The organism is Humibacter albus DSM 18994, from assembly GCF_000421825.1.
GTDB lineage: Bacteria > Actinomycetota > Actinomycetes > Actinomycetales > Microbacteriaceae > Humibacter > Humibacter albus.
In genome coordinates this window covers 208,646-222,958 of record NZ_ATXT01000016.1, presented here as the reverse complement: position 1 = coordinate 222,958, position 14,313 = coordinate 208,646, and the positions used below count along the sequence as shown (strand labels likewise).

Genomic DNA, 14,313 nt, shown 5'->3' with positions numbered 1-14,313 from the left:
CGGTTACGCCGCACGGCGTCCACGCCGCAGGGCGCCTGCGCGTGCAGCGCGGTTACGCCTGCAGCGCCGCCTCGATCGCGGCGACGAAGCCGGCGACGTCTTCATCGGTCGTGTCCCATGAGCACATCCAGCGCACTTCCGTGCGCGCCGCGTCCTCGTCACGAGCGCGCGGAGCATCGCCGTCGCCTTGCTCCGAGCCTCCCGCCGTGGGGCCCCAATCGTAGAAACGGAAGCGCTCCCGCACTCGGTCCGCGGCCGGCCGGGGCAGCGTCGCGAAGATGCCGTTCGACTCCGTGTTCTGCGTGAAAGCGAGGCCGGGAGCGCGGCCGGAGGTGATGGCATCCTCGAGCGCGCTCCGTAGCTTCGCAGCCATCGCGTTCGAGTGCTGCGCACTGCGCAGCCACAGATCGTCGGTGAGCAGCGCGATGAGCTGCGCCGAGATGAACCGCATCTTCGAGGCGAGTTGCATGTTCAGCTTGCGGAGGTAGGGGAGGCCGTCCGAGGCATCCGGGTTCAACACCACGACCGCCTCGCCGAACAGCAGCCCGTTCTTGGTGCCGCCGAAGCTGAGCACGTCGATGCCGGCGTCGGTCGTGAATGCGCGCAGCGGGGCATCCAGGTGGGCGGCCGCGTTCGCGATACGGGCGCCGTCGAGATGCACGCGCATGCCGAGCGAGTGGGCGTGCTCGGTGATCGCCGTGAGCTCGTCGACCGTGTAGCAGGTGCCGAGTTCCGTCGTTTGCGTGATCGAGACGGCGAGCGGTTGCGCGCGGTGCTCGTCGCCCCAGCCCCACGCCTGCCGGTCGATCAGCTCGGGAGTGAGCTTGCCGTCGGGGGTGTCGACCGTGAGCAGCTTGATACCGGCGACCCGCTCCGGCGCCCCACCCTCGTCGGTGTGGATGTGAGCGCTCGAGGATGCCACCACCGCCCCCCAGCGCGGAATCATCGACTGCAGCGCGGTCACGTTCGCACCCGTGCCGTTGAAGACCGGGTACACGGCCACCTCGTCACCGAAGTGCCCGGCGAAGACCTCGTGCAGGCGCTCCGTGTAGGCATCCTCGCCGTAGGAGATCTGGTGGCCTCCGTTCGCGGCGACGATCGCGTCGATGATCTCGGGATGTGCCCCCGCGTAGTTGTCCGAGGCGAACGCGCGGGATTCGGGGTCGTGCAAACGAATCGTCATGATCTCTCCATCTTCCCCTGTTCTCCTTCGCGTCCTCTCGCGCTCGCGCCGGACGTGGGGTGTGCGGATGCGGGGCGCTCGGCCGTGGGGCGCTCAGACACGGAGCGCTCGGCCGTGGGCGCTCGGACATGGGTGCTCGGCCGTGGGTCGCTCGGATGTGGGCGCTCGGGCATGGGGAGCGCGCCCCATGTGTCGGCGAGGCCGGCATCGGGCATGCTTGAGGCATTCGTCATCGTTGCATCGGCTCGCAGCGCAGCAGATGCGGAACAACAGGGGATGCCTTTCCCCGCCGAGAGGAGACATCCCGATGTCCGATCAATATGGTCAGGGCTCGGCCGGACAGCCGCCGTACGGTCAGCCCGCGGCCGGACAGCCGCCGTACGGTCAGCCCGCGCAGCCGCAGTATGCGTCCCAGGAACAGCCGCCGTACCCGCAGCAGGCCCAGCAGCCCTACGCGCCGACGCCCGTCGTGCAACCGCAGTACGCCCAGGGTCAATACGCGCAGAACCCGTACGGTGCGGCCTACGTGCAGCAGACGACCGTCATCGTGGGCCCGCCGCGCACGAACACGCTCTCCATCGTCGCCTTCATTTCGGTGTGGTTCGTGAGCCTGCTCGGCCTGATCCTCGGGCACGTGGCGCTCTCGCAGATCAAGCGCAGCGGTGAGGGTGGTCACGGTCTCGCGCTCGCCGCAGTGATCATCGGGTACGTCGCTCTCGGCCTCACCGTGCTCATCGTCGTGGGATACATCGTGTTCGTCCTCGTGCTGCTCGGCACCGTCGCCTCGGTCGGGTCGGCGACGTACACGTCGTAGCGCCGAGCTCCGCGAGCGGGAGAAGCGGCTCGAACGGCATCGAAGGAGTCCGCCCTTCGTCTAGCGCCTCCACGCTGAGGGTGTGCGGGGCCTCGGGCCTCGCAGCCCTCACTAGGTGTGCGGGGGTTCAGCGCGCCGTGCCGTCGTCGATCGAGCGCCCGGTGATGCCCTTGGTCGACTCGATGGCGTCGCCCATCTTCTTGTTCAGCGCCTCGTAGAACATCGAGAGCGGGAACTCGTCGTCCAGCACGGCATCCGTGTAGCCCTTCGGCGCACCGGCGAGCACCTCCACGGGTAGCCCCTTCGCCCAGACGGATGCCGGGTTCGGCTCGAGCACGCCGCTCACCAGCTCGTAGGCGGCCAGCCAGTGCGCCGTCTTGGGGCGATCGATCGAGCGCCAGTACAGCTCGTTGATGGTGTCGCTGAGCGCGACGACCGCGTCACCGACGGCATCCCAGTCGATCGAGAGCCGAGTGTCGGTCCAATCGAGCACGTGGTGCTGGTGCAGCCAGGCGAACAGCAGCTGCCCGCCGAGCCCGTCGTAGTTGCGCACGCGGCTGCCCGTGAGCGGGAACCGGAAGATGCGGTCGAAGAGAATGGCGTAGCGCACGAGGCCGGCGTGCTCCAGAATGCTGCGCTGGTCATCCGACAGCTCCTTCTCAGGCAGCGCACCAAGCGTCTTCTCGAGTCGGAACGCCTCGCGGTACGCGGTGAGGTCGCAGCGCAGCTCCTCCAGCGAATAGAGGAAGTACGGCATGCGCTGCTTGATCATGAAAGGGTCGAACGGCAGGTCGCCGCGCATGTGGGTGCGGTCGTGAATGATGTCCCACATCACGAACGTCTCCTCGATCAGGCCCTGATCGTCGAGCAGGCGTGCGGCGCCATCGGGCAGCTCGAGCTTGGTGATCTCGGATGCCGCCCGCACGACCACTCGATAGCGTGCGGCTTCGCGGTCCTGGAAGATCGCGCCCCAGGTGAACGTGGGTAGCTCTCTCATGGCGACGGTCTCGGGGAACAGCACGGCCGAGTTCGTGTCGTAGCCGGGCGTGAAGTCGATCAGTCGCAGCGAGACGAACAGCTTGTTGCCGTAGTCGGTGCGCTCCAGCTCGGCCACGAACTCCGGCCAGATCACCTCGACGATCAACGCCTCGACGTGCCGATCCGTGGATCCGTTCTGCGTGTACATCGGGAAGACGACGAGGTGGCGCAGCCCATCCACCCGGTGCTGCTGTGGCTGAAAGGCGACGAGCGAGTCGTAGAAGTCCGGCACTCCGAAGTCGCCGTCCGCCCAGCGCTGGAAGTCGCGCTCCAGGGCGGCGAGGTACTCCGCGTCGTGCGGGAAGAGCGGGGCCAGGTCGTGGATCGAGGCGGCGATCGCGGCGACGCGGGCGCGGGCGTCCTCGTGGCGGCTCTCGTCGGGAATCGACCCGTCCTTGACCTGGTCGGCCTGGATGCTCGTGGCCGCGTCCTTGAGAGCCAGCCACGCGGGATCGGTGGTCACGTTCGCCAGGCGGCCACGGGCATCCGCATCGAGGGAGCGCAGCTCCTCGACTCCGGTGGGAAGAACGACGGACATGACACGACCTCCTCGTGGCGACCTGCAACACGGCGCGACTGGCGCGCCGGCGGATGCATGTTTTGCGTCTCCTTCGAGCGTAACGACGAGGTTCGGGGTCGAGTTTGCCGAGTCGGGACCAGATGTTGCGGGTATGACGGATTCGGCGCAGTTTCTTTGCGGGGCAGAGCCGTGGCTTCTGCCGTGCTCGCACCGTGGCTTCTGCCACGGCTCCGTCTGCGCTCCTGCGGCGCCTCCCGCTGGGCTCCCGCCGCCCGTCCGCTGCTGCTCCCGCGTTGCCCGTCCGCTGCGTGACGCGTCGCGCGCTGCCGGGTGTCGCTGGCGGGCGGCTGACATGATGGAGCGATGAGGGTGATCGGGGCGATCGGACGCTGGTACCCGTTCGCCGTACCGTTGATCGCGGTGATCGCGCTCGTCGGAGTGCTCGTCTGGGGCGGCGAACCGGGACTCGGCCTCGCGATCGTGCTCGCCGTCATCCTCGCGGCCACAGTGCTCTCCGCCGTGCATCACGCGGAGGTGATCGCTCACCGAGTGGGCGAGCCGTTCGGGGCGCTCATCCTGGCCGTCGCCGTCACCATCATCGAGGTCGGCCTCATCGTCACTCTGTCTGCCGGTGGCGACGAGCACGCCGCCACGCTCGCGCGAGACACCGTCTTCTCCGCGTTCATCATCACGACGACGGGCATCGTCGGCCTGTCGATCCTGGTCGGCGCCATCAAGTTCGGCACCGTTCGCTTCAACTCGGAAGGCTCGGGCGCGGCGCTCGCCACCCTCTCGACGCTCGCGGTGCTCTGCCTCGTGGTGCCCGACTTCACCGAGGCCGCCGGTCCTTATTTCTCCCCGGCACAGCTCGCCTTCGCCGGCGTCGCGGCGGCCGTGCTCTATGCGATCTTCGTGATCACGCAGACCGTGTCGCATCGCGGGCTCTTCTTACCGGTGTCGGATGCCTCGGGTCCGATAGCCACGCGGAGCCGCGCCGCGGCCGATGACGTCAAGGGCGACGCAGACGCAGACTCCGACTCCGACTCCGACTCCGACTCCGACTCCGACGACCACGGTGAACTGCCCAGCATCGGCCAGACCCTGCTCAGCCTCCTGTTCCTGCTCATCGCGCTCGTCGCCGTGGTGGTGCTGGCCAAGCTCGAGTCGCCGGCGATCGAGGGCGGTGTGGTCGCGCTCGGGCTGCCCGAGTCCGTCGTCGGCGTCGTGATCGCGCTGGTCATCCTGCTCCCGGAGGCGATCTCGGCGGTGCGGGCGGCGCAGCGCAATCACATTCAGACCAGCCTCAATCTCGGTCTCGGCTCGGCCATGGCGAGCATCGGACTGACGATTCCGGCGGTGGCGGTGGCATCCATCTGGATGCCCGGTCACCTCGCTCTCGGGCTCGGCCCCACGCAGATCGTGCTGCTCGCCCTCGCGATTGTGGTGAGCATCCTCACCGTGGTGCCGGGTCGCGCAACAAAGCTGCAGGGCGGGGTTCTCCTCGTGATCTTCGTGGCGTTCCTGTTCCTGTCGGTTTTCCCGTAGCTCCTGGCGGTATTCGCTCAAGGTGCGCGGCCGGGCAGAACTCACCGAAGAACGCGTCCGGCGGTCCGGGCCGAGAGCGGTCAGGCAGGGGGACGCGTCAGCTGCGGTCGTGAAGAGTGACCTGGTAGCCATCGAGGTCGGCGAAGGTGAACGTCCGTCCGAACGGGCCGTCGATGGGCGCGGAGACGATGGTGTGGCCGTCGGCGACGAGTGCGTCGTGGATGGCCTGCACGTCGCTGGCGTGGAGCCAGAGAGCGATGCCAAGACCGGGTTGCGCCGCGGCGAGGTCGGTGCCGGGAACGACGTCGCGAAGGGCGAATGCGATCGGCTTCGTCTCGAAGACGACGGCGTGCGGAGGCGCCGCCGGCGACCGGACGAGTCCGAGGTAGCGCTCGTAGAACGCCTGTGACGCGTCGAGGTCGCGGGCCTGGAGGGAGATGAAATCGGGACCGGTGGCGGGCATGGCGAATCTCTTTTCCAATCGTGTCAGGTTTCTGACACGTGGAGCCTATGTCAGAATGCTGACATGAGTCAAGACGGTGCCGCAATCCACCTGGAGACGTCGCTGGGCTACCTGCTGAAAGAGGCGTCGACCGCCCTTCGTTTAGCCATGGAGGAGGTGCTGCGGCCGCTCGGGATGACGGTGACCCACTATTCCTGCCTCGAGTTGCTCGCTCAGCGCCCTGGCCTGTCGAACTCGGAGCTCGCGCGGGGGGCGTTCGTGACGCGCCAGTCGATGAACGTTCTGCTCCAGGCGCTGGAGCGGGACGGCTACGTGAGCAGACCGTCGCAGGCCCCCGTCGGGAAGGCGCTTCCCGCGCGGCTCACGCCGCGCGGACGACGAAGCCTGGAGAAGGCGAGCAGAGCGGTGCGATCCGTCGAGGTCAGGATGCTCGCCGGCATGACCGACGCCGAGCAGTCCGACGCATTGCGGAGCCTGAAGAGCATGGTCCGCTCCCTGCGCGGCGGCGTCTAGCGCCTTCGCCAGGCCGAAACGCGCTCCGTCGCGGCTGAATTCAGCTGTATCGATGCGTTCTCATCGACTTGCGATTTCGGGGTCGAGTTGTTCTCAGCATCCAAAATCCGCGTGATTCCGCGGTGAAACCGCTCCCAGGGCCCTTGGAGGCGCTGTGGACAGCCTGTCCAGAGCTGTTGCGTAGTGTGGCGGAGTCGCGCGCGGCCCACCAGTTCGACACCCCCTCGAACGCAGGTGTTCCGCGCTGCGACCGCCCCGACCCGACGGATGCCATGAGCACCGCGGGGCGTCCTGCCGGCGTGCCGAAGGTGCGCCGCCGGCCATCGTCGCATGCCCGTGCGTCGGTGTGCTGCAGGGCGCGTGTCGGGGCGCCCAACCCGCATGGATGAACGGGGCGCGAGTCGCGCTCCGCAGGCATCCGTCCCTCGGAAACAGCGCGAGCGAACGTGCTCGACGCGCTCCGGGCGGACCACGCGGGGAAGCCGAAGATCATTGGAACCCTGTGACGTCTTTCTCGAGAATCACCCCTGCCCTCAAGACCTCCCTCTCTTCTCTGCGTGACGCGACGAGCCGCAACAAGCGTTACCTCATGATGCTTGCGGCCGCCGTTCTCGCGGTGGTCGCCGTGATCGCGCCGAGCGTCGTGCAGAACGCGTACGCCGATTCCGCCAAGTCCGATGCAGCGGCCGCCGAGGCACGCCAGACGACGCGAGCCCTGCACGAGACGTTCTCGCACAAGGCGGCGCAGGAGTCGTTCAATGCACTCTCGATCGCGCAGATCACCGTGCAGCAGGTGCAGGGCCGCGCGGATGTCGGTGCGCTGAACGACAGCATCGACGCTCTGCAGGCGAACTTCTCGTCCAAGCCGAGCACGCTGCACAAGCTGAGCGCGGCCGCGAACACGGCCGTTTTCAAGGCAAACGTGGAAGCGACCGCGCATGATGCCGCCGTCGCCAAGGCCGCAGCGGAGGCGAAGGCGAAGGCCGAGGCGGCCGCTGCAGCGCTTGCTGCCGCGAACACGCCGTCCGGTGCCCGTGCCACGGCGAGGTCGATGATGGCGAGCAAGTACGGTTGGGGCGACGACCAGTACCAGTGCCTCGACAGCCTCTGGACGCGCGAGTCGAACTGGAACTACCAGGCCTACAACGCGAGCGGTGCCACGGGCATCCCGCAGGCGCTCCCTGGTTCGAAGATGGCCAGCGTCGGCAGCGACTGGGCCACGAACGCGGCCACCCAGATCGCGTGGGGCCTCGGATACATCGCCGGCTCCTACGGAACCCCGTGCGCCGCGTGGGGCCACTCGGAGTCGTACAACTGGTACTGATGCTGCACGTCGGTGCCCGTGCCCGTGCCGGTGCCGTGACGCCGTGCCCGTGCCCGTGCCCGTGCCCGTGCCGTGACGCCGAGCCCGCGCGACGTCGCCCTCCCACGCTCCGCCGAGACGCCGAGCCCGCATCTTGTCGTCGAGCCGCCCGGGTATTTGCGCACATAGCGGGGTGGCTCGACGATAAACGGGTGGCTCGGCGCTAAACGGATTGCTCGGCGGGCACGGGTGGCTCAGTAGAAACGCGGTGGTGGCTCGGCGGGTGCGGTTCGTGCCGCCGCGCGGTTGACTGAGGGTATGGCATCCACCTCGACCGGAACCCCGCACCCCGCTGAAGGGGTGCCGGCCGGCGCCGCGGACACGGTTGAACGAGGTCCGGAACCCTCCGTCGACGCGGCGGGTGCCCGCCCCGCCGGCCCAGCACGGGCATCCGCACGGGCATCGGCACCGGCTTCCACCAGGGACGCGGCCCGTGTTCGGACCCCCCGCCCCGCACCGGCAGCCGCTGCCGGCCAGATGCCTGCCACCCCTGATGACGTGGCGACCGCTCTCGCCGCGGTGGCGGATGCCTCCGACGCCCTCTTTCTGCAGCGCTTCTTCAAGACGGGGCCGGGCGAGTACGGCGAGGGCGATGTCTTCATCGGCGTGCGGGTTCCGGCGTTGCGGGCTGTCGTCAAGCGAATCGGTCCGCTGCCGCTCGTCGTGATCCGCGAGTTGCTCGAAAGCCCCGTGCACGAACACCGGCTGGCGGGGCTCGTGGGCTTGAACACGCTGTTCGCCCGGGCATCAGCCGCACGCACCCGCGACGACGAGGAGCGCGAGCGCCTCGCCGCTTTCTACCTCTCCGCCGTGCGAGCCGGCCGCGTGAACAACTGGGATCTCGTGGATGCCTCCGCCGAGTTCATCCTCGGCGAGTACCTCTTCGATCGTCCGCGCCTTCTGCTCGACGAACTGCTCGACGACGGCGACCTGTGGTGGCGCCGCGTCGCGCTGCTGACGACGTTCGGGTTCATCAAGCGCAAGGATGCCTCGACGACGCTGGCACTGGCATCCCGCGTGCTCGACATCGGCGACCGCCGCGACCTCACGCAGAAGGCCACCGGCTGGATGCTCCGCGAGGTCGGCAAGCGCGTCGACCGCGTGCTGCTCGTCGCGTTCCTCGACGAGAACGCCCACCGGATGCCCGCCGTCATGCTCTCGTACGCCACGGAGCACCTCGACGCGGAGGCGCGGGCGGGGTACCGGGCGCGGCGGCGGTAGGGCTACCGGCCGGGCAGTCGGCGGCGAGCCGGGTCACTATTTCAGGACATATCGGGCCAGATCGACATATGGGCCTTCTGGCGCCTGTGGTCCTGAGTTAGTGACCGTGAGGCGCTGCGCCTCAGACGGCACGTCGCGGTGGCGTGCATGACTCAGCGCCGCGCCGCGCCTGGTCACGACGCGTTCCGCGCCGTTCCAGGGTTCGCGCTCGCGTGCCCGAGGTTCCGTCCTGAACTGTGCGCGGGCCGCGACCGGCACCGCTGCCCTCTTGCCGGCCTCGAATCGTTCCGATTTCACCGTTGACACACTTCCTTACTTTGAGATAGAAAGTTAGCGCAGGCAGAAACGCCCGCACCGAACTGCAGACCGGCGCCGATCAGAGGTCGACGAGAGGTCCGTCGGCAGAGGTCGATCAAGTCTCGACTCGGCGTCAGCCAGACACCGACGGGATCACGACGTGGCCGCTCGCCGAGATCTCGAATGACGCCGCTGCCCCGCAGCACACGAGAACAGCACGGAAACATCGGGATCCAACCCCGGATGCCGACTCAATGAGGAGTAGAAGTATGCCCAGTAATCGCGGTACCTCCTTCTTCGCCGATGCGGCGAAGACATCCATCACACGCCGTGGCCTGCTGAAGGCGTCCGGAGCCGGTGCGGCCGCCATCGGGCTCTCGAGCCTGCTCGCCGCATGTTCCAGCGGTGGGGCGTCGTCGTCCGGCGGCAAGGCCACGGTTCGCATGTGGTCCTGGTACACGGAGGTCAAGGACACGCTGCCGAAGGTGATCTCCGACTTCGAGGCGAAGCATCCGAACATCAAGATCGAGAACCGCATCTTCGGCACACCGGATCAGTACCTTCCGGCGCTGACGGCTGCCGTGTCGGGCGGGGACGTGCCCGAGATCTTCGCGCCGCACGTGCGCGCGATCACTTACGGCGAGCAGGGGATCTCGGCCGACCTGAAGAAGGAGCTCGGGTCGGGGTTCCTCAAGGGCTTCTTCGACTCGACGAACCAGGAGTACACCAAGGACGGCAAGCAGTACGCGCTCGGGTTCGAGGCGCAGACGTTCGGCCTCTTCTACGACCCCGACGTGCTCTCCGCCGCCGGAGTCGACGGTGAGCCGGAGACCTGGGACGACCTCATCGACGCTGCCGCGAAGATCAACGCCACAGGCAAGTCGGCGGTGTCGATCAGCTGCAATCCCGGAACGAGCGCCCTCGACTTCTTCCTTCCCCTGATCACGCAGGTGACGGATGATCCCACCTGGTATCTCAAGCTCGACCAGCTCGAGAAGGGCTACAGCTATACCAGCAAGCCGGTCGTCAAAGCGCTCGAGCTGAACGACAAGATCGTCAAGGCCAAGGTCTTCCAGCCCGGAACGACGGGGACGTCCGGTGATCAGTCGCAGCAGCTCTTCTACACGGGCGGAGCCGCGATGTTCTTCGCCGGATCCTGGACGCCGGCCGGGCTCATCCAGAACGCGTCGCCCGAGTTCGTCAAGCGCTACAAGATCATGAAGACGCCGGCGATCAAGAGCGGCGCCCGGCACTGGACGGCCGACCAGGCCGGCGCAGGCCTCGCCGTTTCCGAGACGAGCAAGAACAAGGATGCCGCGCTCACCTTCCTCAAGTACCTCTACTCCGAGGATGTCTACTCGAAGCTGATGAACGCGTCGAGCGCCATGCCTTCCACGCAGGCCGCCGTCGAGCGCATCACGGACGCGCACGTGAAGCAGATGGCGGGCTGGTTGCCCGACGGTTGCCCGCACATCCCGTTCGGAGCCGGCTCGTCGGCCGCGGGCGACCCGCTGCAGAAGATCTTCGACCAGACTGCGAGCCCGGCCGAGGTGGCCAAGCAGATGCAGTCCGCGGTCGAGAACGCCAAGGGCTGAGCCGGGGGAGACATGAGTACCTCCTCGACGCTGCGTGCCGGAGTGCGACTGCGCTCGCGCTCCGGCGCCAGCCTCTGGAAACTCCAGCGCTCCGAGCGTGTGGCCGGATACGGCTTCGTCGTGCCGATCACCGTGCTCTTCGTGCTGTTCGTCGGATGGCCGATCGTCTTCGCCGTCTACCTGAGCTTCACGAGGTGGAGCGGCTTCGGCAGCCCCACCGTGATCGGCGTGGACAACTACACGCGCATGTTCAGCGATCCGGTGGCGGCCACCGCGTTCTGGAACACGATCGTGTTCGCGCTCGTGACGACGTTGCTGCAGACCGTCATTCCGCTGATCATCGCCGTGCTGCTGAGCAACGTCTGGCGCGGACTGAGCGTCGTGGTCAGAACCCTCCTCTTCATTCCCGGCATCATCTCGTTCGTGGTGTCTGGCGTGTTGTGGAAGCTGATCTACGATCCGAATCTCGGCACGCTGAACAACCTGCTGAAGTCGATCGGGCTCGGCGCGTGGCAGCAGCACTGGCTCTCCGATCCGGCGCTCGTGATGCCTTCGATCCTCGTCGTCTCACTGTGGGGAGCGGTCGGCATGAACATGCTGATCTTCTTCGCCGGCATCCAAGGAGTCGATCCGACCTATTACGAGGCGGCCGAAGTCGATGGCGCGAGCCGCTGGCAGCAGTTCTGGTACGTCACGGTGCCGAGCCTGCGCGTCGTCACCGCGATCGTGATCAGCCTCAACCTGATGAACGGGTTCAAGGTCTTCGACCTCATCTACGTGATGACCGCCGGCGGCCCGAACCACGCCTCGGAGGTCTTCGGCACCTACCTGTACAGCCTCGCGTTCGGTTCGACCGCCGGCTCGATCCCGCAGCTCGGTTACGGCAGCGCCTTCAGCGTGATCGTCATGCTGTTGTGCGGCGTGGCGGTGCTCGTGCAGATCGTCCTCTCGAGAAGGGCATCCCGATGACCGCACTGGCCACTCGTGCGGAGCAGACGCCCCGCTTGCGCGCGCGCACCGCTCGTCGCCGGCGATTCCCCGTCGGCCGCTCCTTCGTCGCGTTCGTCCTGCTCGCGATCTCGGCCTTCACGATCTTCCCGTTGATCTGGCTGGTGCTCACCTCGATCAGGCCGGCGAACACGGTCTTCGGGGGCAGCTTCTGGCCGACCTCGGTGACGTTCGACGCGTATGTGCGGGCCTGGAACTCGACCGACTTCGGCCTGCACTTCGCGAACAGCCTCTGGATCACGCTGGCCACCGTGCTCGGCGTGGTGATCTTCGCCTCTCTGTCCGGATACGCGTTCGCGAAGCTGAGGTTCCCGTTCAAGAACGTCATCTACGTGCTGCTGCTGGCGACGCTGATGATGCCGTCGACCTCGCTGATCATCCCGCTCTATCTGCAGCTGAAGAGCTTCGGGCTGCTCAACACTCAGGTCGGCTTGCTGGTTCTCTACGTCTCCAGTTCGGCGCCGTTCTCGATGTTCCTGATGCGCGCGTTCTTCGAGACGCTGCCGGACGAGCTCATTCAGGCGGCTCGGATCGACGGATCGGGCGAGTTCCAGATCTTCTGGCGCATCGTCCTGCCACTGGCCCGTCCTGGGCTGGCCACGGTCATCATCTTCCAGTTTCTGCAGACGTGGAACGAGTTCATCTATGCGAACACGGTGTTGCAGAACACCGATGAGCTGCCCTTGCAGCCGGTGCTTTTCGGCCTCGTCGGGCAATACCAGACGGACTGGCCGACGTTGTGCGCCGGCCTGACCATGTCGATCGTGCCCGTCATCCTCGTCTACGTCTGGATGCAACGCCAGTTCGTCGCCGGTATGACGCTCGGCGCCGTCAAGAACTGATCCCGTCCACTCTCCGTCACAAGAAGGAACAACCATGCCCATCAAGAACATCCAGCTGAACGTCGCCGACGTCGCACGATCCGTCGAGTTCTACCGCGATTTCATCGGCGCTGTGCCCGTCGCCGAGCCGACGGCGGACCGCGCGCTGCTCGACGTCGTCACGGCGACGATCGAGTTGGTGCGCCTCGAGTCGGGAGCCGCATCCACGTGGGAGGCCGACGACCTGCAGCGCGGCTTCCGGCACATCGGATTCAAGGTGAGCGGTTTGGATGCCATCGCGGAGCGTCTGCACGCCTCTCACGTTCCATTCCATCTCGAGCCGCTCGAAGCCGAGGGAGACGTGCGGATCACGTTCTTCTTCGATCCGGACGGCACACTGCTGGAACTCGTCGAGCGCGATCTGCGCTACAACACCGTGGTCGACGAAGAACTGGTCGCCGCCGAATATGCGCTCGGTGTGCCCGAGCGCCCGCGCTTCGACCACGTGGCACTCACGGTCGCCGACTTCGAGGCGACGAAAGAGCACTACGGGCGCTTCGACTTTCGCCACCATGGCACGATCCTGCAGCCGCACGACCCTCGTGGATTCCGGATCGACTACCTCAAGGGCGGTGACACCGTGCTGGAGGTCTTCACCTACGAGGCGGGGAAGAGCTCGCGTGCACCCCAGACGGAGGCACCCGGTTACGTGGCGGCGCAGCTCGTCGGTGAGCCGATCGGAGATGCCGTGGCGGGCGACAGTGCCGATGGCACGGTCTACGCGGACGCTGACGGATTCACCTACACGGTGAGCGCCTGATCATGGCACTCGATCCCGTCATGGTCGGTGTCCCAGTGCCGGCAACCTTGTGCCTCGGAGAGGATCGCCGATGACGCCCACTCCCGAGAGTCCGGACTGGATGCGTCCGCTCGGTCCGACAGGACTGTTCGTCTCGGCCGTGACAGCCGGGGGCGGACCGCTCGGAAGCATGCCCGAGAACTTCGGACACGAGGTCGCCGAGGAGGATGCCATCGCGCTCGTCCGCGACATTCTCGCCAGCCCGATCCGCACGATCGACACCGCGAACGGCTACTCCGGCGGCGCGAGCGAGCACCGGGTCGGACGCGGCCTCGCGGCGTACGCGACAGAGCACGGCGGCCTTCCGGACGACGCCATGGTGATCACGAAGGTGGACGCGAAGAACGGCGATTATTCGGGAGAGCGGGTGCGGGCATCCATCTCCGAGAGCGTGGAACGACTGGGAATCTCGCCGCTTCCGATGGTGCACCTGCACGACCCCGAGTTCCACGACTTCGAGGCGATGACCGCGCCGGGCGGCGCCGTGGACACGCTCGTCGAGTTGCGCGACGAGGGCGCGATCGGCCACCTCGGGCTCGCCGGTGGCGACGTTCACGAGATGGCCCGCTACCTCGAGCTCGGCGTGTTCGAGGTGTTGCTCGTGCACAACCGATGGACGCTCGTCGACCACAGCGCGGAACGGCTCATCGCCGATGCCCGGGAACAGGGGCTCGCGATCGTCAACGCCGCGATCTACGGCGGCGGCATCCTGGCGAACCCCCGCGGCGCGTCGACCTCGTACGGGTACCGCCCCGTTCGACCGGCGACGCGAGCCGCGATCACCGCGATGGACGAGCTCGCCTCCCGGTACGGCACCGATCTCGCCACGGTCGCTCTGCTCGCCTCGCTGCGAGACCCGCTCATCACGACCACCGTCGTCGGGTTCAGCAGGCCGGAGCGGATCGACTCCATCGTCCGCTCGACGCACGTTCGACTGCCCGACGGGTTCTGGAGCGAGCTCGAGGCGTTGCGCCCAGGGCGGGAGAACTGGTTGGACGCGCCCGTCTGAAGCGCGTCTCGACCGCAAGGCCGGCGGCATCCGCCGGCAGGCTACGACCACATCATTGAAGGAG

The 14,313-nt window shown here is 67.2% G+C and carries 13 protein-coding genes; 10 read left to right on the top strand and 3 right to left on the bottom strand.

The annotated features are described in order from the left end of the window. Nucleotides 1-52: 52 nt before the first annotated feature. Nucleotides 53-1,183: a threonine aldolase family protein gene (locus H623_RS0112520; RefSeq protein ID WP_022901276.1), complete on the bottom strand. Its 1,131-nt coding sequence runs from the start codon at nucleotides 1,181-1,183 to the stop codon at nucleotides 53-55. 307 nt (nucleotides 1,184-1,490) lie between these two features. Between H623_RS0112520 and H623_RS21955 the strand changes: the two genes are divergently transcribed. Further along, on the top strand, nucleotides 1,491-1,997 hold the full coding sequence (locus tag H623_RS21955) for a DUF4190 domain-containing protein (RefSeq protein WP_022901275.1): 507 nt from the start codon (nucleotides 1,491-1,493) through the stop codon (nucleotides 1,995-1,997). Nucleotides 1,998-2,124: 127 nt separating this feature from the next. On the opposite strand, the gene H623_RS0112510 is transcribed toward H623_RS21955, so the two are convergent. Further along, on the bottom strand, nucleotides 2,125-3,573 hold the full coding sequence (locus tag H623_RS0112510) for a DUF6421 family protein (RefSeq protein WP_022901274.1): 1,449 nt from the start codon (nucleotides 3,571-3,573) through the stop codon (nucleotides 2,125-2,127). A gap of 345 nt (nucleotides 3,574-3,918) precedes the next feature. On the opposite strand from H623_RS0112510, the gene H623_RS0112505 reads away from it, so the two are divergent. After that, complete coding sequence (locus tag H623_RS0112505) at nucleotides 3,919-5,100, top strand: calcium:cation antiporter (protein ID WP_022901273.1); 1,182 nt, start codon at nucleotides 3,919-3,921, stop codon at nucleotides 5,098-5,100. A gap of 97 nt (nucleotides 5,101-5,197) precedes the next feature. Here H623_RS0112505 and H623_RS0112500 read toward each other — a convergent pair whose 3' ends face one another. Continuing rightward, the gene (locus H623_RS0112500; protein WP_022901272.1) at nucleotides 5,198-5,563 is read right to left on the bottom strand and encodes a VOC family protein; all 366 of its coding nucleotides are present in this window, start codon (nucleotides 5,561-5,563) and stop codon (nucleotides 5,198-5,200) included. A 63-nt stretch (nucleotides 5,564-5,626) separates the two neighbouring features. Between H623_RS0112500 and H623_RS0112495 the strand changes: the two genes are divergently transcribed. The 8 genes from H623_RS0112495 (at nucleotide 5,627) to H623_RS0112460 (ending at nucleotide 14,249) form a co-directional block, all read left to right on the top strand. After that, nucleotides 5,627-6,076, top strand: a complete 450-nt coding sequence (locus H623_RS0112495) for a MarR family winged helix-turn-helix transcriptional regulator (protein WP_022901271.1) — start codon at nucleotides 5,627-5,629, stop codon at nucleotides 6,074-6,076. Between the two features lie 589 nt (nucleotides 6,077-6,665). After that, nucleotides 6,666-7,400 (top strand): aggregation-promoting factor C-terminal-like domain-containing protein, encoded by a 735-nt coding sequence (locus tag H623_RS21490; RefSeq protein ID WP_157560975.1) that lies wholly within the window; start codon nucleotides 6,666-6,668, stop codon nucleotides 7,398-7,400. Between the two features lie 297 nt (nucleotides 7,401-7,697). After that, nucleotides 7,698-8,660 (top strand): DNA alkylation repair protein, encoded by a 963-nt coding sequence (locus tag H623_RS0112485; RefSeq protein WP_211218005.1) that lies wholly within the window; start codon nucleotides 7,698-7,700, stop codon nucleotides 8,658-8,660. Between the two features lie 566 nt (nucleotides 8,661-9,226). Continuing rightward, on the top strand, nucleotides 9,227-10,552 hold the full coding sequence (locus tag H623_RS0112480) for an ABC transporter substrate-binding protein (protein WP_022901268.1): 1,326 nt from the start codon (nucleotides 9,227-9,229) through the stop codon (nucleotides 10,550-10,552). A gap of 12 nt (nucleotides 10,553-10,564) precedes the next feature. After that, a complete protein-coding gene (locus tag H623_RS19750) occupies nucleotides 10,565-11,521 on the top strand; it encodes a carbohydrate ABC transporter permease (protein ID WP_022901267.1) in 957 nt (318 codons plus the stop codon). After that, nucleotides 11,518-12,402 carry a carbohydrate ABC transporter permease gene (locus H623_RS0112470; RefSeq protein WP_022901266.1) on the top strand — a complete coding sequence of 295 codons (885 nt, stop codon included), beginning with the start codon at nucleotides 11,518-11,520 and terminating at the stop codon, nucleotides 12,400-12,402. The genes H623_RS19750 and H623_RS0112470 overlap by 4 nt, the downstream gene beginning before the upstream one ends. A 34-nt stretch (nucleotides 12,403-12,436) precedes the next feature. Further along, a complete protein-coding gene (locus H623_RS0112465; RefSeq protein WP_022901265.1) occupies nucleotides 12,437-13,201 on the top strand; it encodes a VOC family protein in 765 nt (254 codons plus the stop codon). Between the two features lie 70 nt (nucleotides 13,202-13,271). Further along, the gene (locus tag H623_RS0112460) at nucleotides 13,272-14,249 is read left to right on the top strand and encodes an aldo/keto reductase (RefSeq protein ID WP_022901264.1); all 978 of its coding nucleotides are present in this window, start codon (nucleotides 13,272-13,274) and stop codon (nucleotides 14,247-14,249) included. The last annotated feature ends 64 nt before the right edge of the window (nucleotides 14,250-14,313 follow it).

What these genes read in the sequence shown, in the direction of transcription:
- H623_RS0112520 (WP_022901276.1), bottom strand. Translation starts at nt 1,183, where the DNA reads ATGACGATTCGTTTGCACGACCCCGAATCCCGCGCGTTCGCCTCGGAC.
- H623_RS21955 (WP_022901275.1), top strand. Translation starts at nt 1,491, where the DNA reads ATGTCCGATCAATATGGTCAGGGCTCGGCCGGACAGCCGCCGTACGGT.
- H623_RS0112510 (WP_022901274.1), bottom strand. Translation starts at nt 3,573, where the DNA reads ATGTCCGTCGTTCTTCCCACCGGAGTCGAGGAGCTGCGCTCCCTCGAT.
- H623_RS0112505 (WP_022901273.1), top strand. Translation starts at nt 3,919, where the DNA reads ATGAGGGTGATCGGGGCGATCGGACGCTGGTACCCGTTCGCCGTACCG.
- H623_RS0112500 (WP_022901272.1), bottom strand. Translation starts at nt 5,563, where the DNA reads ATGCCCGCCACCGGTCCCGATTTCATCTCCCTCCAGGCCCGCGACCTC.
- H623_RS0112495 (WP_022901271.1), top strand. Translation starts at nt 5,627, where the DNA reads ATGAGTCAAGACGGTGCCGCAATCCACCTGGAGACGTCGCTGGGCTAC.
- H623_RS21490 (WP_157560975.1), top strand. Translation starts at nt 6,666, where the DNA reads ATGATGCTTGCGGCCGCCGTTCTCGCGGTGGTCGCCGTGATCGCGCCG.
- H623_RS0112485 (WP_211218005.1), top strand. Translation starts at nt 7,698, where the DNA reads ATGGCATCCACCTCGACCGGAACCCCGCACCCCGCTGAAGGGGTGCCG.
- H623_RS0112480 (WP_022901268.1), top strand. Translation starts at nt 9,227, where the DNA reads ATGCCCAGTAATCGCGGTACCTCCTTCTTCGCCGATGCGGCGAAGACA.
- H623_RS19750 (WP_022901267.1), top strand. Translation starts at nt 10,565, where the DNA reads ATGAGTACCTCCTCGACGCTGCGTGCCGGAGTGCGACTGCGCTCGCGC.
- H623_RS0112470 (WP_022901266.1), top strand. Translation starts at nt 11,518, where the DNA reads ATGACCGCACTGGCCACTCGTGCGGAGCAGACGCCCCGCTTGCGCGCG.
- H623_RS0112465 (WP_022901265.1), top strand. Translation starts at nt 12,437, where the DNA reads ATGCCCATCAAGAACATCCAGCTGAACGTCGCCGACGTCGCACGATCC.
- H623_RS0112460 (WP_022901264.1), top strand. Translation starts at nt 13,272, where the DNA reads ATGACGCCCACTCCCGAGAGTCCGGACTGGATGCGTCCGCTCGGTCCG.